This is a genomic window from Streptacidiphilus fuscans (assembly GCF_015690355.1).
Lineage (GTDB): Bacteria > Actinomycetota > Actinomycetes > Streptomycetales > Streptomycetaceae > Streptacidiphilus > Streptacidiphilus fuscans.
The window spans coordinates 70,747-91,203 of record NZ_JADPRT010000001.1; the positions used below are offsets into that span (position 1 = coordinate 70,747).

The window sequence follows — 20,457 nt, forward strand, 5'->3', positions numbered from 1 at the left end:
ATTGCCACCCCGATGCTCTACTTCCTCGCACGCAGGATCGCGTCAGGGCTGCTGCTCCTGTTCGTGATCTCCTTCCTCGCCTACCTGCTGCTGTCCCTCGCCCACCCCGACGTCGCCCGTCAACTCCTGGGCCAGAACGCCACTTCGGCGGCGGTGGCCGCCAAGGACCACCAGCTGGGCCTCGACCAGCCGGTCACCACGCAGTACCTCGACTGGCTCGGCCACGCCCTGCGCGGTGACCTCGGCACCTCCTGGTTCAGCGGTGAGGACGTGACCCAGGCGATCGACAACCGGCTCCCGGTCACGCTCAGCCTGATGCTCTGCGTCACCCTCGTGACGGCCGTGCTGTCGTTCCTCCTCGGAGTCTGGGCCGGAGTGCGGCGCGGCGCCGTGGACCGCCTGGTCCAGATCATCGGGGTGGCCGGCTACGCCCTGCCCGGCTTCCTGGTCACCCTGGTCCTGGTGACCGTTTTCGCGGTGCAGCTGCACTGGTTCCCGGCCATCGGCTACACCGGCATCACCCAGTCGTTCAGCGCCTGGCTCTCCAGCATCTTCCTGCCCGTGGTTGCCCTGTCCGTCGGTTCTGTGGCGGGCGTCTCCCAGCAGGTGCGCGGCGCCGTCATCGACGTCCTGCGCCAGGACTGGGTCCGCACCCTGCGCACCCGCGGCCTGCCCAGCCACCGCATCGTGCTCCGGCACGTGCTGCGCGCCGCCGCCGCGCCCGCGCTCGCCGTGCTCGGCATGCAGTTCGTGTCACTGATCGGCGGCACCGTGCTGGTGGAGCAGATCTTCGCGCTCCCCGGCATCGGCAGCATGGCCGTCTCCTACACGTCCAACGGCGACATCCCCGTGATCATGGGCCTGGTCATGTTCACCGTGGTCGGCGTCGTCCTCATCAACCTCCTCGTCGATGTCCTCATCGGCTGGCTCAACCCGAAGGCGAGGACCGCGTGAGCGACACCGCACCCCGACCGTCCGCCGCCCGCACACCGCGTGGTCGAACCCTGCGGCGACTGCTGCGCAGTCCGCTCGGCCTGCTCTCCACCGCGGTGTTGGTACTGATCGTGGCTGCGGTGCTGCTCGCACCGCTGCTCGCACCCCAGTCCGCGGACGCCTCCAACCTGCGCGACGCCTTCGCCGGACCGAGCGGGGGTCACCTGCTCGGCTTCGACTCGGCGGGCCGTGACGTGCTCTCACGCCTCCTGTACGGAGGGCAGAACACGCTCGGCGGCGCGCTCATCGCGCTGGGCGTGGCACTCGTGCTGGGCGTACCGACCGGGCTGGTCGCCGGATACCGGGGCGGCTGGCTCGACGGCCTCGGCAACTGGGCGGCCAACCTGGTGATGTCCCTACCCGCGATGGTGGTGCTGCTCGCCTCCCGCGCGGTGCTCGGCCCCACCGTGTGGGTCCTGATGGTGGTACTCGGCTTCCTGGTCGCCCCCAACTTCTTCCGCCTGGTGCGCGGCATCGTCGCCCAGGTACGCGGCGAGCTCTACGTGGACGCCGCCCGCGTGTCCGGGCTGCGGGACAGCCGGATCATGGCCCGGCACGTCCTGATCCGCGTGCGCGGACCCGTCATCATCCAGGTCGCGCTGGTCGCGGGCATCGCGATCGGTCTGCAGGCCGGGCTGGAGTTCCTCGGAATCGGCAGCAGCGACGGAGCGACCTGGGGCGACATGCTCAACGAGGCGTTCCAGAACCTGCAGCGTGACCCGGAGTTGATGCTCTGGCCGGGCCTCGCTCTCGCGCTGACCAGCGCGGCGCTGGTCCTGCTGGCCGCGGCCCTGCGCGACGCCCTGGAGGACCGCGCTCGCGAACCGGCCGCGCCGCGCCCCGCGACGCGGGACTCCGCAGCGGACACGGGGACGACAGCCGTCACCGCCACGACAGCAGCCGTGACCGACGCACCGTCAGATACCGCTGCCCCGCAGGCCGAACGCTCCGGCCTGCTCTCCGTCCGCGGCCTGCGCGTCGGCTACGCGCAGTCGGACGGCCGCGTCCACGACGTCGTCCACGGCGTCGACCTGGACGTCCACGAGGGCGAGATCGTCGGCCTGGTCGGCGAGTCCGGCTCGGGCAAGACGCAGACCGCGTTCTCCGTGCTCGGCATCCTGCCCGAGGGCGGCCGGGTCACCGGCGGCAGCGTTCTGGTCCAGGGCAAGGAGGTGGTCGGCCTGGGCGAGCGCGGTCACCGCATGCTGCGCGGCGGCGTCGTGGCCTACGTGCCGCAGGAGCCGATGAGCAACCTCGACCCGAACTTCACCGTCGGCAGCCAACTGGTCGAACCGATGCGCTGCACGCTCGGCCTGTCCCGCCGCGAGGCCACCCAACGCGCCCTGGACCTGCTGCGGCAGGTGGAGATCCCCGATCCGCCCCGCGCCTTCCGCGCCTGGCCGCACGAGATCTCCGGCGGCATGGCCCAACGCGTCCTGATCGCCGGCGCGATGTCGCTGGAACCGCAGCTGCTCATCGCCGACGAGCCGACGACCGCCCTCGACGTCCGTGTGCAGGCAGAAGTCCTGGACCTGCTGCGGAAGTTGCAGGAGGAGCGCCGGATCGGCGTGCTGCTGGTCACGCACAACATGGGCGTCGTCGCCGATCTGTGCGACCGCGTCGCGGTCATGCGCGAAGGCTCGATCGTGGAGACCGGACGCACGGAACAGGTCCTCCACCGACCCCAGCACCCCTACACCCGGACCCTGCTCGACGCCGTGCTCGACCAGGTCCCCGCTCGTTCCCCCTGGCAGTCCCGGAAGGTCGACGTCGCATGAACCCCCAGCAGACCGACGACCAGCCGCTGCTGGACATCGCCGACCTGACGGTCTCCTACCGGGCGAAAGGCCGACGCAAGCCGCCCAACCGCGTCCTCGACAAGGTGTCCCTCACCATCCGGCCGGGTGAAACCCTGGGCCTGGTGGGGGAGTCCGGCTCCGGCAAGACCACCATCGGGCGCGCCGTCCTCGGCCTGGCTCCGGTCGAGTCCGGCACGATCACCTTCCAGGGCGACCCGATCGAGCACGCGACCCGCAGACGACGGCGCGAGCTCAGCCGGGACCTTCAGGTGATCTTCCAGGACCCCTACACCTCCCTCAACCCCTCGCTGACCGTCGGCGACACCCTCACCGAACCGCTCATCGCCCAAGGCCACACCGCGCGCGAGGCGCGTACCAAGGTCGGCGCGCTCCTGGAGCGGGTGCGCCTGCCCGCCGACGCCGCCGGTCGACTGCCGCGTGAGTTCTCCGGCGGCCAGCGCCAACGCGTCGCCATCGCCCGCGCCCTCGCGCTGCGTCCCAAGCTCGTGGTGTGCGACGAACCGGTGTCCGCCCTGGACCTGACCACCCAACGCACCGTGCTGGACCTGCTGTTGGAGCTCCAGGAGCAGACCGGCGTGTCCTACCTGTTCATCTCCCACGACCTGCCCGTCGTCCGGTACATGAGCCACCGGGTCGCCGTCATCCACCACGGTCTGATCGTCGAGACCGGAGACGCGGACCAGGTCACCGCCCGGCCCGAGCACCCCTACACCCGCGACCTGATGCTCGCCGCCCCCGTGGCGGACGTGGGTGAGCAGCGCCGCCGACGCGAGGCACGCCAGGCACGCGCGGCGCGACAGGAAGCGCAGAGCCGCCAGGACGCCGTGGCACTCCCCTGAGCCCGGGGGCGCGCCGGTGCCTCGGCGCGCCCCCGACCTCCCTCAGCGCCAGTCCACCTCGGTGGTGGGGAGCCAGGTCAGGCCGCGTTCGCGCCAGAGACGGGAGTGCAGCGCGAGGCGGCCTCGGTACTCGTCCCATGAGGGGGCGGCGCCGGTCCAGGCCGCCTCTGCCACGCCCGCAAGGCGGGGCAGCAGCAACGTCGTCAGGTCCTCGAAGCAGCACAGGGTTTCGCCGAACAGCGTGGCCTCGATCCCTGCCACGTTCTCGGGCCGAAGACCGTAGGCGGCAGGGTCGAAGCCGGCCGTGTGGGCGACGGAGCGTGGCCGGTAGGCGAAGCCCAGCCGCCGCGCGCGCTCGGCCTGCTCGGGCGGCACCACGGCCGCGTCGTAGGGGCGGTCGAGATAGAGGTGGGACTGCGGAGAGAGCAGTACGCGTCCGCCGCCGGCCACGATGCGCGCCAGGTCGCCGTCGGTGGGCGCGAAGAAGCGCCGCAGCAGGTCGCAGGTCCGCAGGGTGTACCCGGCGTCCACCAACTCCGGGCGCGCGTGCAGTTCCTGCTCGGTCTCGGGCAGCTCCATCATCGCCACGTCCACCCAGAACTGGGCGATGTCACCGGAGCCGATGCCGGCACGGGAGGACTCCTGCCAGCCCACTGGGCGCTTGCCCGCCCGGCGTATGACGTCGCGGGCGAGGGTGACCGCCTCGGTGAAGGCGTCGGCGTCCGCGCCCACGGCCTCGTCCCCGCCGAAGTGCAGATACGGACCCTCGGTCAGGCGCGCGACCTCGGTGAGCACATCGACCAGGAAGGCGCGCGTGCCCGGATCGTGGGCGTCCAACGGCGGTGTGAACGGCGCGCCTTCGGGCAGCGACGAGGGTCGCGGCAGCGTGCCCAACCCGGGGTAGGCGCGGGGCGCGGCGGCGCTGTGCCCGGGCAGGTCGATCTCGGGAACGATCACCACATGACGCTCGGCCGCGTACGTCTGGAGTGCGCGGTACTCGGCGGCGGAGTAGTACGGCTGTGCGGCGTCCGCCGTGAGCCCGGGACGCGAGGCGATCTCCAGCCGCCAGCCCTCGTTGTCGGTCAGGTGCAGGTGCAGCACGTTGAGCTTGTACAGGGCGGCGAGGTCGACCACGCGGCGCAGCTCGTCCGGGGAGAGGAAGCTGCGCGCCGGATCCAGCATCAGACCGCGCCACGCGTAGCGGGGCCCGTCGTCGATCGAGCCGCACGGCAGCGTGTCGGCACCGTCGGCTGCCGCCGCCGTGAGCAGGTGCAAGGCGGAGACGGCAGCCCGGAAGACCCCGACCGGCGTACGGGCGAGGCAGAACAGGCCGAACTCGTCGGCCTCGACGCGGTAGCTCTCGTCCGGGCACGACTCGCCCGTGGGCGCGACGCCGAGAGCGTCCGCTCTCAGCGGGACATCGCCCAGCACGAGGCGGATCACCCCGGGGGCCTCAGCGGCTCCGACGGTCTTGGCTCCGGCAGCTTCGGCTTCGGCGGTTTCCGCTTCGGGGGACGGCGCGAGTCCGGCCAGGTGCGGAGCCAGCAGCTCACGCAGCACCTGCGCGGTGCGGTCGAGCCCTGGTGTGTCCGCGCGGACCGTCCAACGCCGCGCGATCGGGCAACCCGCCCGGGAGGACCGCCGAGGCGGCCACTCCTCGCGGACGGGAGCGGGGAGAACTCCGTTCACCTGGGCCTCCTTCCGCGCGGTCGTTACCGCGCGCCAGCCTGTTTTCGTCGGACGCTACCACGAAAGCAGATCAGTGTATGGTTTTCGCTGCGTGCCTGCCGCAGCCCAGCCGCGTGTCCCACGCGCGCGCACGCCGCCACCCATCGATGAAAGGCCGCGCATGACGAACCATCAGTTCACGCTTCCCGACGGCTTCCTGTTCGGGGCGTCGACCTCGGCACACCAGACCGAGGGCAACAACGTCAACGCCGACTGGTGGGCGTTCGAGCACCGCTCCGAGACCGTGGTGCACGAGACGAGCGGCGACGCCGCGGACAGCTACCACCGCTGGCGAGAGGACATGGACCTGCTCGCCGACCTCGGATTCAACGCCTACCGGTTCAGCGTCGAGTGGGCCCGCATCGAGCCCGCCCCCGGCCAGGTCTCGCAGTCGGCGCTGGCGCACTACCGGCGCATGCTCCAAGGCGCCCACGACCGCGGCCTGGAACCGGTAGTGACCCTGCACCACTTCACCTCACCGCGCTGGTTCGCCGAACGAGGCGGCTGGACGGCCCCGGACGCCGCCGAGGCGTTCACCCGGTACACGGAGGCGGTCGCCCCGGTCCTCGACGGTCTGGCCACCCACGTCGCCACCATCAACGAACCCAACATGCTCGCGCTCATCCACACCGCGCTGCGGCAGGGCGGCGTCCCGGCCGACCTCCACCACCTGGAGCCGGACGAGCAGATCACGACCGCGATGATCGAGGCACACCACGCGGCCAAGGCCACGCTCCACTCGGCGCAGCCGGGCCTGCGCGTGGGCTGGACCGTCGCGAACCAGGTCTTCCAGGCCGAGCCCGGCGCGGAGGACGCGTGCCGCGCCCACGCCTGGCCCCGCGAGGACTGCTTCCTCGAAGCCGCCCGCGGCGACGACTGGATCGGCGTCCAGGCCTACACCCGCACCCGGGTGGGACCTGACGGACCGTTGCCGATCCCCGACGCCGCCGAGCGGACACTCACCGGCTGGGAGTACTACCCGGAAGCCCTCGGCGAGGCCGTGCGCCACACCGCCGAGGTGACCGGCGGTCAGGTCCCCGTCCTGGTCACGGAGAACGGCATCGCCACCTCCGACGACCAGCGCCGCGTCGACTACACCACCGCGGCGCTCACCGGCCTGGCCCAGGCCATGCGCGACGGCATCGACGTCCGCGGCTACCTGCACTGGAGTGCCCTGGACAACTACGAGTGGGGCTCCTACGCCCCTACCTTCGGACTGATCGCCGTGGACCGCGACACCTTCGCCCGGACACCCAAGCCCTCGGCCCACTGGCTCGGCTCACTCGCCCGCTCCGGCCGCCTTCCCGGCTGAGCCCGCCGGGCGGCGCTTCCCGGGCAGGGCCACGTGGGGCCGCCCGGTCTCCGACCGAACACCCCCGAGATCCGCATCAGCCGTCCAGCCGATCGATTCCAAGCCGTCAGTGGTCGTAGGCAGTCGGCGATCGCATGAACAGGTGCCGCAGGTGGTCCCGGGCATGCCGGAGCCACCGGGCCTCGGAGGTGTAGCCGAGCATTGCCTGCATCATCGACAGCGTCACGAGTTCGGCATCGCTGAGCTGTGGTGCTATGCCGACCACCGGCCGACACGGGGCGAGCTGCGCGAAACCTGCAGCAGGTCGTCGGTCCTGACGTGGAGTGCGGTCGCGAGGGAGTCCATGTCCGGCGTCACAACCTGACTGTGGGCTCCCTCGTCTCATGCGCGCGGCCAACCCCGGGGATCGATGAACACGCACGCACGCTCGCCGCGCTGGCAGACTGAACCCATGGCAGGGACCCTGTACGCGGAGACAGTCGGCGATCCCTCGAACCCGGCTCTGGTCCTCCTCCACGGCGCTGGCGCGGCGTCCCGCATGTGGAAGAAGCAGCTGTCCGGCCTGTCCGAGCGGTACCACGTCATCGCCCCGGACCTGCCCGGCTTCGGCAGGTCCCCAGGACCGTTCTCCCTCCAAGCCTGCGCCGACGCGGTCGCCGGCCTGATCGGCGAGTCCCAGCCCGTCCATCTGTGCGGCATGTCGCTGGGAGCCCTGGTCGCCGCGCAGGTCGCCGCCGACCACCCCGCGAGCGTGCGCCGCCTGATCCTGCAAGGCGCCTCGATCCGCCCGGCGGAGCGCGGTCGAGGCGCCATCCGCTTCTATCGCTCCCGCCCCGGCTGGTGGTACATGAAAGCCGCCTCCGATCTCCACGACCGCCCGACCCTCCTCGCCATGGTCAACGCAGCGGAGGAGGCCGACATCACCGATCTCCTTCCTCGCATCGCCGCCCCGACGCTCATCCTCTGCGGCGCACGCGACAACGAGTCTCTGCCGGACGCGCAACTCCTGGTCGACGCCATCTCACGCGCGTACCTCGTCGTCGTCCCCCATACCGGACACCTGATGCCAGTGACGGCCGCCAAGGCGTTCAACACGATCGTCGACGGCTTCCTCGCCAACGCGTCCCCCACGACCGGCTCACGTAGCCGCGACGAGAGTTCCAGGCAGTAGGTCTCTGACACCAAGCCCAACAGGCTTGGGAATCGATCGTCTAGGTGGAGGGGGCAAGCGCGACAACCGAGCCAGGGCCGTCATCTACAAGGTCCCTGGTTGGATGTTCCTGCTCTTCAGCTCTCAACTCTCAACCGGGCGTCGCTGCGCGTGTGCTCCGGCCTGCGCCTTCTCGGGTCATTGTGCACTGTGGCACCGGAAGCCGTTCTTCACCGTGCATACAGACACTCCACAGCCCGCTCCTACCGGTGCAGCCTGGTCGGGCCGCTTCACGGAGGACCCGATCAAGCGGCAGTAACGGGGAACGCGAAACAAGCCCATAACGGGCCGACCACACACGGGGGACACATGCAGCGTTGGACCGGACGCATCACCAAGGCCGTCGTCGCTGGGGCCGTCGCGGTTGCAGGCTTGGCTGCCGGAGCCGGCAGTGCCCACGCCGCCGGCGCGTCGGCGTACCGCTCCGACAACACGGGCGGGAACTACACCTACGCCATCGCCGCCAGCACGAACACGGTCGACGAGACCACCGAGGTCATCCCGGCCGCGCAGCAGCACATGAACGCGGCAGGGGCGGCGACCGCCGACACAATCATCGAGACCGGCGACTGACCTCAGCAGCGCGATGAAGGGGGCAACGCATGCCTGGCTGGACTGGTGGGGGCGCCAACAGCGGCGACGACGCGGAGATCACCGGCGTCAGCCCTGGGCCTGATGCCGAGCAGGCCGAGGAACAAGCTGCGGCATACACCACGCTGCCCCGCCCCATAGCCCCAGACCAACGAGAAGCAGACGAGCTCCTAGTTGAGCCGTAGACCGCGGATGCGCCAGGCGCTGAACGCGGCCAGCAGCGCGGACCCGGTCAGGTAGAGGCCGGTCTCGATCCACTGGAAGGTCCAGTAGCGGTCGGCGGGTTGGTACTCGGCGATCTGGTTCAGGTGGAGGGCGTTGATGGCCGCCATGCACTGCTCCGGGGTGGTGCCGGAGCCGCCGCAGGCCTGCGGGGCCGGGCCGTTCCAGGGGGTGCCGCTGGAGTCGACGGTCCGGACCGAGGTGACCCAGCCGCCCGGGACGCTCACCGGTTCCGAGACCTGCGCCGTGGTCCCGTCGATCCGCAGGGCGATGCCCGGGCGGTGGTCGGAGAGCACCAGCGCCGAGGTGGTCTTCTCCGGCGTCTCGTAGTGGGGACGGACGGCCAGCGGCAGCAGCAACTGCACGGCCGTCAGCGCCGCCAGCGTGACCACCATCGCGGGCAGCAGCCGCCGTGCCAGCACTCCCGACGCGACCCCGAGCACGAACGCGAAGACCGCGCAGCCCACCGGGAGCAGGTCCCGCGCGCCGAAGATCAGCGGCATGAACCGGTCCGGCAGCGCCTGGCCGAGGTCCTGCCCGCCGCCCGGCAGCGCCGCCGCGTGGTCGATCGGGCTCGACCACCACGTGATCAACAGGCTGAGCAGCGCCGACACGGCGACCGCCGCCAGGCCGACCACGCCCAGCTTGACCGCCAACCAGCGGGTCCGGGTGACGCTCTGGCTCCACGCGAGCCGGAACGTTCCCGTCTCGACCTCACGGGACACCAGCGGCGCGCCCCAGAAGATCCCGATCGCGGCCGGGACCAGAGCGAGCAGACCGGCTCCCACGAAGTAGAGCAGGGGGTAGAGGCTGTCCGCCTTCACCTTGTCGAAGAACTCCGACGTGGCCGTGCCGCACGTCGTTCCCGCGCAGCCGGACAGGCCGGTGCTGTCGGCGAGTTGGGCGAGCTGCGGGCCGGTCAGCGCGAACAGCAGACCGACTACGACGACCGCGCCGAGTGCGGCCAGGGCCTGGGTGCGGAACTGACGCCAGGTCAACCAGATCACGATGTCGTCTCCTCGCTCGTGCGGGTGTTGGCGCGGCCGGCGGTGAGTCCGGCCAGGACGAGGTCCTCCAGGTCCGCCGAGGGGTTGCCCGTCGCGGTGCGGTGTTCGGCGACCAAGTCCTCGATCGAGCCGGAGAGCTGGACCCGGGAGGCGCTGAGCACCACGAGCCAGTCGCAGACCCGGGCCAGGTCGGCGACCAGGTGGGAGGAGAGCACGACACTCATCGGCCGGTCCCGTCCGGCGCTGCCCGCGACGGCGTCGGCCAGGTCGTCCAGGAACTCGCGTCGGGCGAGCGGGTCGAGGCTGGCGGCGGGCTCGTCCAGCACGAGGAGGTCCGGTTGCTTCGCCACCGCCAGGGTGAGCGCGAGTTGGGCTCGCTGGCCGCCGGAGATCCGGCCGGCCCGGGCGTCCAGGGCGAGGCCGAGGCGTTCGACGCGGTGCCGCGCGTAGCCGGCGTCCCAGCGTTGGTTCATCCGCTCGCCCAGGCGCAGGTGGTCCGCGACGGAGAGGGCGGTGTAGACGGGTGCGTCCTGTGCGACGAAGCCGACCCTGGCCAGCTGGGACGCGTCCGCCGCCGGTCGGCCGCCGAGCACCGACACGCTGCCGGTGGTGGGTTGCAGCAACCCGGTGACCAGGTTGAGCAGTGTCGACTTGCCGGCGCCGTTCGGCCCGACCAGGCCGACCACGTGTCCGGACGGGATCGACAGGGTGCAGTCGGACAGGGCCCACCTGCTCTGTTTGCCCACCCGGTACTGCTTGCCGAGGCCCACGGCCTCGATCGCGGCGTTCATCGCTCTCCTCCACTCGTTCCGGCGCGGGTCTGCGCCATGTCGTGCGGTGACGGGCACCACGATGCTGCGGAGGGAAGGACCGGGACGTCGGACTGCGGGTCAGAACTGTGCGGTCCGGAAGGGACCCGGGTACTACGCGCCGCATGGGACCCAGGTCTGATGCCCTGGTCCGGGCCGGTCGATACCGTGTCCGCATGGAGTCGCCACGCCCGCCCCTGCTCAGGCGCCTCCGGCAGGGACACTGGGTGGCGATCGACTGCGCCACCGCCTTGCTGGTGGTGCTGTCCAGCACCCTGCTCACCCGCGCCGACCTGCGCGGGCCGACCCGCCTCGACGCCTTCGCCGTGCTCTGGTCGCTCGTCGCGGTCGCCCTGCGCCGCGTCTGGTCGCGGACCTGGCTGGTCGCGGTGCTGCTGCTCGGCTCGGTCTCGGCTGCGACGACCGCCTCGCCGGTGCCGTTGATCGCGATGGCGCTGGTGATGTACCAGGTTCCGCAGCGGTTCCCGCGCGGTGAGGCGCTCGGACTGCTCCTCGGCACCGCTCTGCTCAGCACCGTCGGCATGTTCGCGTGGATGGACGGGCTGCGTACGGTTCCGGTCAGTTTCAGCCCCGGCCCGGTGGCCGAGTCCCTGCTCCTGGTCGCCGGAGGGTGGGTCGTCGGCTACCTGGTCGCCCAGCAGCGCGCCTACACCGCGGCCCTGAAGGTCCAGGCGGAACAGCGCGCGGCGGCCGAACTGGCCGAGGCGCGGCGCGCGTTGAGCGACGAACGGTTGCGGATCGCGCGCGAGCTGCACGACGTGCTGGCCCACTCGATGAGCCTCATCGCGGTCCAGGCGGGCGTGGCCAACCACGTCGCAGCGGAACGTCCGGAGGAGGTCCGCCGCGCGCTGGCGTCCATCGAGGACACCAGCCGGGGCGCGCTCCGCGAGATGCGCGCCCTGCTCGGTGTCCTCCGCGAATCCGACGACGGCGACTCCTCGACGGACACGCGGCCCGGTGTGCCGGAAGCGCCCGCGCCGGACCTCGCCGACCTGGAGTCACTGGCCGCGCGGACGGCCGAGGCCGGGGTTCGCGTCGCACTGTCAGTGACCGGCGCGCGCCGCCCGCTCTCGCCCGGCCTGGAACTGACGATGTATCGGGTGGTCCAGGAGTCCGTCACCAATGTCGTCAAGCACGCGGGAGCGGACTGCTGCCGGGTGGCCGTCGACTACGGCGAGAACGTCGTGTCACTGGAGATCACCGACGCCGGGGACGGCGGGGACGGTAGGGACGGCGGCGGAGCACGCGGAGGCCCCCGCGTGGTGGGTTCGGGCGGGAGCGGACACGGCATCACCGGAATGCGGGAGCGGGTCGCGATGTACCGGGGCGAGTTCCACGCCGGGCCGCTGCCCGGTGGCGGGTTCCGGGTGACCGCTCGCTTCCCGGTCACGCAGGCGACCACGTCCGCATCGGACGTGGCGGACCCGGCCGGGGTCGTCGCGTGATCCGGGTCCTGGTCGCCGACGACCAGGCGCTCGTGCGCGGCAGTTTCCGGCTGCTGGTCGACACCGCGCCCGACCTGGAGGCGGTCGGCGAGGCCGAGACGGGCGAGGAAGCCGTCTCCCTCGCCCGCCGTGAGCGGCCCGACGTGGTGCTGATGGACGTGCGGATGCCGGTCATGGACGGCATCGAGGCCACCCGCCGGATCGCCGCGGACCCGGCCACGGCCAATGTCCGCGTGCTCATCCTGACCACCTTCGACCTGGACGAGTACGTCTTCGCCGCCCTCCACGCGGGCGCGAGCGGCTTCCTGCTCAAGGACACCCGCCCGGCGGACCTGCTCGCCGCGATCCGCGTCGTCGCGGCAGGCGACGCGCTGCTCGCACCGGGCGTCACCCGCCGCCTCATCGCCGAGTTCACCCGCCACCCGCCCTCCGCCGCGAACCCGACGGCGACGACGCTCGCCGACACCACCGACCGGGAGCGGGAGGTCCTGACCCTCGTCGGGCGCGGGCTGTCCAACACGGAGATCGCCGAGCACCTGCACCTCAGCCTCTCAACGGTGAAGACGCATGTCGGCCGTCTGCTGATGAAGCTCGGCGCCCGTGACCGGGCGCAACTGGTCATCGCCGCATACGATGGCGGACTGGTCAGGCCGTCCGGCACCTGAGCGGGCGCTGCAACGTCTCTGCCAGCAGGGGGCGTTGAGAGAGAACTGCCCGGTGGCGGGGCGGCACAGGTGGGCCGTCGAGCACACTGAGCGCCCCGCCACGCCGATTCAACACGGTGATGCACCGCCTCGGCGACCATCCTCACGCGTGCCTGACGCGCCGCCCGGATCTCTTGACGTGATCTTTCCGGGGGAGTGCCGATTCGGGGCGGACGCACCCCGGAAAGGGGCCGGTGGCCCTCCGCGGAGCGGGGTTCGGGTGATCGGCGTCACGCTCCCGGCACGATGCCGACAACATTGCCGCCGCTCGCGTCAGGAACGCGTCAGGACCGGGCGCAGGCCCGGGAGCAGCGGGAATAGCGTTCGTGGCGCGCTCGGAGGTCGCCAGGAGGCAGCCGGGTGACGCCCCCTCACCCCTTCTGTCGAAAGGCGCCCGTGATGCTCACGCATGTCATCGGCGAGGACCCCGAACACGCGCTGACGACACCCTGACCACCGGCCGTGCGCGCCGACCCGACCCGGCCCGCACGGCCGGTTCCGACTGCCCGGCCAAGACTGCCCGGCACTCCGGGGCACCCCCTCGAACCCCCCCTCGCACCGAACGAAAGCGTGAGCCGTGACCGCCGACAACGTGGTGGGCCTGCTGGTGGCGATCGCCCTGGTGGGCTACCTGATCGCCGCCCTGAAGTACCCGGAGCGTTTCTGATGACCGCCGCCACCCGAACCCCCGCCCCGCCGGACGTGGAGCAGCCCGTCCGTCCGCCCGAGCCGGGCCAGCCGCGTCGCGTCGGCGGCGGTCTGCTGGACCCGAAGCAGCTCTGGCGCAGCCTGCCCGCCGCGCTGCGCAAGCTCGACCCGCGCACCCTCTGCCGCAACCCGGTCATGTTCGTCACCGAGGTCGGCGCGGTGCTGACCACCGGTCTGACGATCGCTCACCCCTCGCTCTTCGGTTGGCTGATCACCGGCTGGCTCTGGCTGACCGTGGTCTTCGCCAACCTGGCCGAGGCGGTCGCGGAGAGCCGTGGCAAGGCCCAGGCCGACTCGCTACGCCGCACCAGGCGTCAGACCACCGCCCGCCGCCTGCTGGACTGGGCCCCCGAGCGCGGCACCGCCGTCGACGACTGCCGGGACGACGTGGTCGCCGCCGCCGAGCTGCGACGCGGTGACGTCGTCGCGGTCGCGGCGGGTCAGCTGGTGCCTGGCGACGGAGACGTGATCGCCGGTGTGGCAAGTGTCGACGAGTCCGCGATCACCGGAGAATCCGCGCCCGTCATCCGCGAGTCCGGTGGCGACCGCTGCGCGGTGACGGGCGGCACGACAGTCCTCTCGGACGTGATCGTGGTGCGGATCAGCCAGGAGCCCGGCGAGAGCTTCCTGGACCGCATGATCACGCTGGTGGAGGGCGCGAACCGGCAGAAGACGCCGAACGAGCTGGCGCTCAACCTGCTGCTGGTCATGCTGACCTTCGTCTTCCTGGTCGCGGTGGTCACGCTGCAGCCGATGGCGATCTTCTCCAAGCAGTACATGGGCGCCGCCCACGACACGGCCGCGCTGACCGGCGCCGGGGTCACCGGCGTCGTCCTGGTCTCGCTGCTGGTCTGCCTGATCCCGACGACCATCGGCGGCCTGCTCTCGGCGATCGGGATCGCCGGGATGGACCGGCTGGTGCAGCGCAACGTGCTCGCGATGTCCGGGCGCGCCGTCGAGGCGGCGGGTGACGTCAACACGCTGCTGCTCGACAAGACCGGCACCATCACCTTCGGCAACCGCCGTGCCGCCGCCCTGCTGCCGGTCGGTTCCGTCCCGCCCGGTCAACTCGCCGACGCGGCACGGCTCTCCAGCCTCGCGGACGAGACGCCGGAGGGCCGCTCGGTGGTCGAGTTCGTCGACGACGCGGGCCTCGCCACGGGCCTCGGCACGGCCCCCGGCACGGGCGTCGGAACCGGTGTCGGAACCGGCGCGGGTGGCCAGCTCGCCTCCCCGGCGGACGCGGTCTGGGTGGAGTTCAGCGCCACCACCAGAATGTCCGGCGTCGACCTGCCGGACGGCCGGCGGCTGCGCAAGGGCGCGGCGGCGGCCGTCGCCGCGTGGGTCGAGGAGCACGGGGGCGTCGTCCCTGAGGCCCTCGGCACACAGGTGGACCAGGTCTCCGCCGCCGGTGGCACCCCGCTGGCCGTGGCCGAGGCCTGGTCCGCCACGACCGGCGGCGACGGCCGTCCCGCCCGCGTGCTCGGTGTGATCCACCTCAAGGACACGGTCAAGCCCGGCCTGGCCGCCCGGTTCGCGGAGCTGCGCCGGATGGGCATCCGGACCGTCATGGTGACCGGCGACAACCCCGACACCGCACGGGCCATCGCCGAGGAGGCGGGCGTCGACGACTTCCTGGCCGAGGCGACGCCCGAGGACAAGCTGGCGCTCATCAAGCGCGAGCAGCAGGGCGGCCACCTGATCGCCATGACCGGCGACGGCACCAACGACGCGCCCGCTCTGGCCCAGGCGGACGTCGGCGTGGCGATGAACACGGGGACGACCGCGGCCAAGGAGGCCGGCAACATGGTCGACCTCGACTCCGACCCCACCAAAATCATCGAGATCGTCGAGATCGGCAAGCAACTCCTCATCACCCGGGGTGCGTTGACGGCGTTCTCGATCGCCAACGACATCGCCAAGTACTTCGCGATCCTCCCGGCCATGTTCGGCGCGGTCTACCCGTCGCTCGGCGCGGTCAACATCATGCGGCTGCACTCGCCGACCTCGGCGATCCTCTCCGCCGTCATCTTCAACGCGGTGATCATCGTCGCGCTGATCCCGCTCGCCCTGCGCGGCGTGCGGTACCGGCCGAGCAGCGCCTCCGCGCTGCTGACCCGCAACCTGTGGATCTACGGCCTCGGCGGCGTGCTCGTGCCGTTCCTGGCCATCAAGCTCATCGACCTGACGATCGTCCAGCTCATCCCGGGGATCTGACCATGAACACCCTCTCCAGGCTCCCTTCGTGGGTGGCCCAACACCTGGTCGCGGCACGGGTGGTGCTCGCGCTGACGCTGCTGCTCGGCCTCGCCTACCCGCTCGGCATGGTGGCCGTCGCCCAGGTCCCCGGACTGCGCGACGCGGCCCAGGGATCGGCGCTGGGCGATTCCGGCACAGCCGCTGACGGAAGCTCACTGATCGGGCAGAGCTTCAGCGACGCCAAGGGCAACCCGCTGCCGCAGTACTTCCAGCCGCGCCCGAGCAACGCCGGGGCCGCGGGCTACGACCCGACCGCCTCCGGCGCGAGCAACCTCGGCCCGGAGAACGTCGTCGACCACCTCTCCACCGGCAAGAACGACCCGGCCGTCGCCAGCCTGCTCAGCACCGTCTGCGCGCGCAGCCTCGCCGTCGGCCAACTCGAACACGTCAGCGGCGCACGGCCGTTCTGCACGCCGGACGGCGTCGGCGCGGTGCTCGGCGTCTACCGCGCGGACGGTCTGACCGGCACGGTGCAGCGCGTCGTCAGCCTCGACCAAGCCTGCCCGACGAGGCCCTTCCTGACGACGTACCAGGGCGTCACCGTCGAGTGTGCCAAGCCGGGGGAGGACTACAGCGGCGCGCTCGTCACCCCGATCCGGGGCGACGCGCCCGCCGACCCGGCCGTCCCCGCCGACGCGGTCACCGCCAGTGCCAGCGGCCTCGACCCCGACATCAGCCCCGCCTACGCCCACCTTCAGGCGGCGCGGGTCGCCCGCGTCCGACACCTGGAGCTCGCCACCGTGCTGCACCTGATCAACACGTACACCACCGGCCGCACCCTCGGGTTCCTCGGTGAGCCCGTGGTCGACGTGGTCGAGCTCAACCTGGCCCTGGACCGCTCCCACCCGCTGACGGGCGGTGCCAAGTGAGCGTCTACGGATGGATGCAGGCCCTCGCCGTCGTCGCGGTCGTCGTCGCGCTGCACGTGCCGCTCGGCGACTTCATGGCCCGCGCGCTGGACGGCGGCGGCCACGGGCGCGCCGAACGCGTGCTCTACCGGTTCTGCGGCGTCGACCCCGACCGCGAGCAGGACTGGAAGCACTACCTCACCGCCGTCCTCGCGTTCTCGGCCATGAGCATTGCCGCGCTGTTCGCGCTCCTCACCTGCCAGCAGTGGCTGCCGTGGTCGCTCGGCCACGGCGGCATGCCGTGGCGGCTGGCGCTCAACACCGCCGTCAGCTTCACCACCAACACCAGCTGGCAGAACTACGCCGGTGAGGCCACCACCGGCCACCTGGTGGTCATGGCCGGGCTCGGCGTCCAGGCCTTCGCCTCGGCAGCGGTCGGCCTCTGCGTCGCGCTGGCCCTGGTCCGCGGCCTGGTCCGGCGCGGCACCGACGACCTGGGCAACTTCTGGGTGGACCTGGTCCGCACCTGCTTCCGGGTGCTGCTGCCGATCGCCGTCGTCGGCGGCCTGGTGCTGGTCGGCCTCGGCATCGAGCAGAACCTGACGGGCGCGCACACCGTGCAGACGATCGCGGGCGGCACGCAGACGCTGATCGGCGGGCCGGTCGGCTCCTGGGAGCCGGTCAAGCTCTTCTCCGGCGACGGCGGCGGCTTCTTCAACGCCAACAGCGCCCACCCCTTCGAGAACCCGAACGCGTTGAGCAACGCGATCGAGATCGTGCTGATGCTGCTGATCCCGGTCGCCTGCATCCGGATGTTCGGCCGCATGATCGGCAGCCTGAAGCAAAGTTGGACGCTGCTGGCCGTCGTCGGCATCCTCTTCGGCCTGCTCCTGGTCGGCGCGAGCCTGGCCCACGGAGCCCACACCGGCACCGTCGCCCAGGCGGTCGGCGGCCAGACCGAGGGCACCGAGCAGCGGTTCGGCGTCTCCGGCAGCACGCTGTTCGGCGTCTCCGCGACGGGCACGGCGGACGGCGCTGCGGACGCCTCGTACGACAGCTTCTCCAGCCTCGGCAGCGGCGTGCTGATGGCGGCCATGATGCTCGGCGAGATCGCGCCCGGCGGTGTGGGCAGCGGACTCTACGGGCTGCTGATCGCGGTGCTGATCGCCGTCTTCATCGGCGGTCTGATGGTCGGTCGCACACCGGAGTACCTGCGCAAGCGGATCGGTTTCGGCGAGATGCGGCAGGTGGTTCTCTACGCCCTGGTCGGGCCGACGGCGGTGCTCTTCTTCTCCGCGCTGGCCGTGGCCCTGCCGCAGGGCTGCTCCTCGATGGGCAACCCCGGCCCGCACGGGCTGAGCGAGCTGATCTACGCCTACACCAGCAACGTCAACAGCAACGGCAGCGCGATGGCGGGCTTCAACGGCGCCACGAACTTCCACAACCTGCTGATGTGCGCGGCGATGCTGGTCGGCAGGTACCTGCCGATGGTCTTCCTTCTCGTCCTCTCGGGTCGGCTGGCACGACAGCAGCCGGGTGTGGTGACGGCGGGGACGCTGCGCGCGCAGGGGATCAACTTCGTCGCCCTGGCGACGGGAGCCGCGCTGATCCTGGCACTGCTCAACTTCCTCCCCGCGCTCTCGCTCGGCCCTATCGCCGAGGGCCTGCAATGAGCGAGGGCCTGCAAGGAGGGCGTCAAGGCAGGCCACCCGGACGTCAGGGAATCGTCAAGGGATTTCACAGGCAATCCCGCAGGGTGTCCAATGAATCCAAGAGACGGACCCCCGAAGGCGAAGAACTTCGATAGTCGACGGGGACTCTCGCCAACGAATGCCAATCCGGCCGCTACAGGCCGGGCAGTGTCATCGAAAGAAGCGAAGCATCATGGCTCAGAACCGCGTCGTCGTGGGCGTCAACGGATCCGAGAACAGCCTGGCCGCGCTGCACCGCGCCGCCGAGGAGGCGCGGCGCCGGGGCGCCGTGCTGGTGCCGGTGCTGGTCTGGCACCCGGTCGGCGGCGAGATGGCCTACCGCAGCCACCCGTGCCCGCCGTTGCTGAAGCAGTGGCAGCAGGCCGCCTGCGACCGTCTCGACGCCGCCTTCGACACGGCCTTCGGCGGTTGCCCGGCCGACCTGACGGTCGAACCTCTGGTCGTCCGTGCGGAGCGGCCCGGTCCTGCCCTGGTGGAGATCGCCGACCAGCCCGGTGACCTGCTCGTGGTCGGCACGGGCAAGCAGGGCCGACTGACCCGCCTGTTCCACGGCTCCGTCAGCCGCTACTGCCTGGCCCACGCGCGTGGTTCGGTGCTCGGCGTGTCACCGACCGCCACGACGGAACCGGCGCGTCCGGCCCGGAGGAGTGAGACGTCCCGTCGCGCCACCTTGTCGGCGGCGGCCTGACCCGGCCGATGTCAGGGCTGACGTCTAGGCCGGCGTCAGCGGGCGATGACCGCGGCGGTGGTGCGGCCGCCGTCGACGTCCAGGACGATGCCGTGGACGAACGCGGCCTCGTCCCCGGCGAGGTAGACCGCGGCATGGGCGATCTCACGTGCGTGGCCCATCCGGCCGGCGGGCGTGCCGTTCATCATGACTTCGCCCGGGTGCACCTCGCCGGGGGCCGGCTCCTGCACGACGCCGGGTGAGATCGCGTTGACGCGCACCCCGCTGGGCCCGAACTCCGCAGCCCAGGCCCGTGTCAGGGTCTCCAGGGCGCCCTTGGTCGAGCTGTACAGGGAGCCCTGCGGGATGCCCAGGCGCGCGATCCACGAGCCGAGGTTGATCACCGCGCCCCTGCCGGCCTCGGCCATGGCCGGGGCGACGGCCGCGGTCAGGAAGAACGGCGCCTTCACGTTCACCGCGTAGACCCTGTCGAACATCTCCTCGTCCGTGTCGGCGGTTGTGGCGCCGGGGTAGATCCCGGCGTTGTTCACCAGGATGTCGATCCGCCCGCCCAGCGCTGACGTCGCCTCCGCGGCCAGGGCGCGCGAAGCCTGCGGGCTCCCGTCCAGGTCGGCCGCCACGAAGTCGGCGCGGCCACCACGGGCACGGATCGCGTCCACCACCTCCGCTCCGCGCTCCCGACTGCGTCCCGACACCACGACGTGAGCGCCCTCGTCGGCGAACGCCTCCGCGATCGCGCGCCCGATGTTGCTGGTCGCCCCCGTCACCAGCGCCGTCCTGCCCGCAAGTCGTCCATTCATGACCGCTCCCGAAGTCGCTTCGACGTGGCCCGGATCCGCACCGGGCCGCACTGCCACTGTGCGAAACCAAAAATGGACTAGCAAGTCCAAAAAGGCGGGCGTGGTCAGGCCTGCGCGAAGTCCGGGTCCGGGCCGGCGTTGCGCAGGTCGGCGATCCCCTGATCGAGGGCCGCCTGAAGGTGCGTCACGTCGCCGGTGGACAGCAGGATCGAGACGCCGCCCTGGATGCCCGCCAGCAGTGCGGCCGCGCGACGGTCGACGTCAAGACCGGCAGGCGCGAGCCCCGCGTCCTGCAGCGCGCGGATGCCGCCCGCCAGGCTCTCCTGCCAACGGCGCATCAACTCGACCACGATGGCCCGCGCGCCCGGGGTGGAGCGGCCGATCTGCAGGAAGAGCGAGCCCAGCGGGCAGTGGTCACCCTGGACCTCGTAGCGTTCGACCACCACGTCCCGCCACTGCTGCCACGCCTCCCACGAGTCGAGGCAGCCCAGGTAGGGCATCTGGTCCTCAAGGACCTGGTCCGCCTCGAACTGGGCGACCGCGAGGAGAAGTTCGTCCTTCCCGGCCGGGAAGTAGTGGAACAGCTGGCTCTTGCTGGTTCGCGACCGGGCCAGCACGTCGTCCAGTGTCGCCAGCGCGACGCCCTTCTCGCGCAGCACCTCGGCCGCACCTACGACGATGCGACTGCGGGTCGCCTTGCCCTTGGGTGTCAGCTCCTTGGCCACCGGCTCGCTCCTTCAA

At 71.5% G+C, this 20,457-nt stretch carries 18 protein-coding genes and 1 pseudogene; 13 read left to right on the plus strand and 6 right to left on the minus strand.

Going from position 1 to position 20,457, the window contains the following annotated elements:
* Nucleotides 1-12: 12 nt before the first annotated feature.
* The 3 genes from I2501_RS00350 to I2501_RS00360 are packed head-to-tail and all read left to right on the plus strand — an operon-like array spanning nucleotide 13 to nucleotide 3,652.
* On the plus strand, nucleotides 13-954 hold the full coding sequence (locus I2501_RS00350; protein ID WP_196191689.1) for an ABC transporter permease: 942 nt from the start codon (nucleotides 13-15) through the stop codon (nucleotides 952-954).
* Nucleotides 951-2,771 carry a dipeptide/oligopeptide/nickel ABC transporter permease/ATP-binding protein gene (locus tag I2501_RS00355; RefSeq protein WP_196191690.1) on the plus strand — a complete coding sequence of 607 codons (1,821 nt, stop codon included), beginning with the start codon at nucleotides 951-953 and terminating at the stop codon, nucleotides 2,769-2,771. Before I2501_RS00350 ends, I2501_RS00355 begins: the two co-directional genes overlap by 4 nt.
* Nucleotides 2,768-3,652, plus strand: a complete 885-nt coding sequence (locus tag I2501_RS00360; protein WP_196191692.1) for an ABC transporter ATP-binding protein — start codon at nucleotides 2,768-2,770, stop codon at nucleotides 3,650-3,652. Before I2501_RS00355 ends, I2501_RS00360 begins: the two co-directional genes overlap by 4 nt.
* A 42-nt stretch (nucleotides 3,653-3,694) precedes the next feature.
* Here I2501_RS00360 and I2501_RS00365 read toward each other — a convergent pair whose 3' ends face one another.
* Nucleotides 3,695-5,341, minus strand: coding sequence for a family 20 glycosylhydrolase (locus I2501_RS00365; RefSeq protein ID WP_328806129.1), 1,647 nt, complete (start codon nucleotides 5,339-5,341; stop codon nucleotides 3,695-3,697).
* Nucleotides 5,342-5,501: 160 nt separating this feature from the next.
* Between I2501_RS00365 and I2501_RS00370 the strand changes: the two genes are divergently transcribed.
* On the plus strand, nucleotides 5,502-6,692 hold the full coding sequence (locus tag I2501_RS00370; protein ID WP_196191693.1) for a glycoside hydrolase family 1 protein: 1,191 nt from the start codon (nucleotides 5,502-5,504) through the stop codon (nucleotides 6,690-6,692).
* Between the two features lie 124 nt (nucleotides 6,693-6,816).
* Here the strand turns inward: I2501_RS00370 and I2501_RS41030 are convergent.
* A pseudogene (locus tag I2501_RS41030) lies at nucleotides 6,817-7,037 on the minus strand (IS982 family transposase); the annotation flags it as partial.
* Between the two features lie 106 nt (nucleotides 7,038-7,143).
* Here I2501_RS41030 and I2501_RS00375 point away from each other — a divergent pair.
* Both I2501_RS00375 and I2501_RS00380 read left to right on the plus strand, forming a co-directional pair.
* The gene (locus I2501_RS00375) at nucleotides 7,144-7,863 is read left to right on the plus strand and encodes an alpha/beta fold hydrolase (protein WP_196191694.1); all 720 of its coding nucleotides are present in this window, start codon (nucleotides 7,144-7,146) and stop codon (nucleotides 7,861-7,863) included.
* Between the two features lie 348 nt (nucleotides 7,864-8,211).
* On the plus strand, nucleotides 8,212-8,475 hold the full coding sequence (locus tag I2501_RS00380; RefSeq protein ID WP_196191695.1) for a hypothetical protein: 264 nt from the start codon (nucleotides 8,212-8,214) through the stop codon (nucleotides 8,473-8,475).
* 188 nt (nucleotides 8,476-8,663) lie between these two features.
* Here I2501_RS00380 and I2501_RS00385 read toward each other — a convergent pair whose 3' ends face one another.
* Both I2501_RS00385 and I2501_RS00390 read right to left on the minus strand, forming a co-directional pair.
* On the minus strand, nucleotides 8,664-9,722 hold the full coding sequence (locus I2501_RS00385) for a hypothetical protein (protein ID WP_196191696.1): 1,059 nt from the start codon (nucleotides 9,720-9,722) through the stop codon (nucleotides 8,664-8,666).
* A complete protein-coding gene (locus I2501_RS00390) occupies nucleotides 9,719-10,513 on the minus strand; it encodes an ABC transporter ATP-binding protein (RefSeq protein ID WP_196191698.1) in 795 nt (264 codons plus the stop codon). Before I2501_RS00390 ends, I2501_RS00385 begins: the two co-directional genes overlap by 4 nt.
* Before the next feature lie 245 nt (nucleotides 10,514-10,758).
* Between I2501_RS00390 and I2501_RS38890 the strand changes: the two genes are divergently transcribed.
* From I2501_RS38890 to I2501_RS00425, 7 genes are all read left to right on the plus strand, one after another.
* On the plus strand, nucleotides 10,759-11,997 hold the full coding sequence (locus tag I2501_RS38890) for a sensor histidine kinase (protein WP_196191699.1): 1,239 nt from the start codon (nucleotides 10,759-10,761) through the stop codon (nucleotides 11,995-11,997).
* Entirely contained in the window at nucleotides 11,994-12,662 is a 669-nt protein-coding gene (locus I2501_RS00400) for a response regulator (RefSeq protein WP_196191701.1), read from the plus strand. The genes I2501_RS38890 and I2501_RS00400 overlap by 4 nt, the downstream gene beginning before the upstream one ends.
* Before the next feature lie 616 nt (nucleotides 12,663-13,278).
* Complete coding sequence (gene kdpF / locus I2501_RS38895; protein ID WP_196191702.1) at nucleotides 13,279-13,368, plus strand: K(+)-transporting ATPase subunit F; 90 nt, start codon at nucleotides 13,279-13,281, stop codon at nucleotides 13,366-13,368.
* The gene (gene kdpB, locus I2501_RS00410) at nucleotides 13,368-15,626 is read left to right on the plus strand and encodes a potassium-transporting ATPase subunit KdpB (RefSeq protein ID WP_196191703.1); all 2,259 of its coding nucleotides are present in this window, start codon (nucleotides 13,368-13,370) and stop codon (nucleotides 15,624-15,626) included. The genes kdpF and kdpB overlap by 1 nt, the downstream gene beginning before the upstream one ends.
* A gap of 2 nt (nucleotides 15,627-15,628) precedes the next feature.
* The gene (locus I2501_RS00415; RefSeq protein ID WP_196191704.1) at nucleotides 15,629-16,537 is read left to right on the plus strand and encodes a potassium-transporting ATPase subunit C; all 909 of its coding nucleotides are present in this window, start codon (nucleotides 15,629-15,631) and stop codon (nucleotides 16,535-16,537) included.
* The gene (gene kdpA / locus I2501_RS00420; protein ID WP_328806130.1) at nucleotides 16,534-18,189 is read left to right on the plus strand and encodes a potassium-transporting ATPase subunit KdpA; all 1,656 of its coding nucleotides are present in this window, start codon (nucleotides 16,534-16,536) and stop codon (nucleotides 18,187-18,189) included. Before I2501_RS00415 ends, kdpA begins: the two co-directional genes overlap by 4 nt.
* Nucleotides 18,190-18,400: 211 nt before the next feature.
* The gene (locus I2501_RS00425; protein WP_196191705.1) at nucleotides 18,401-18,916 is read left to right on the plus strand and encodes a universal stress protein; all 516 of its coding nucleotides are present in this window, start codon (nucleotides 18,401-18,403) and stop codon (nucleotides 18,914-18,916) included.
* 35 nt (nucleotides 18,917-18,951) lie between these two features.
* On the opposite strand, the gene I2501_RS00430 is transcribed toward I2501_RS00425, so the two are convergent.
* Together I2501_RS00430 and I2501_RS00435 are read right to left on the minus strand one after the other, a co-directional pair.
* Entirely contained in the window at nucleotides 18,952-19,716 is a 765-nt protein-coding gene (locus I2501_RS00430; protein ID WP_196191706.1) for an SDR family NAD(P)-dependent oxidoreductase, read from the minus strand.
* Nucleotides 19,717-19,820: 104 nt separating this feature from the next.
* Complete coding sequence (locus I2501_RS00435) at nucleotides 19,821-20,441, minus strand: TetR/AcrR family transcriptional regulator (RefSeq protein WP_196191707.1); 621 nt, start codon at nucleotides 20,439-20,441, stop codon at nucleotides 19,821-19,823.
* Between the last annotated feature and the right edge of the window lie 16 nt (nucleotides 20,442-20,457).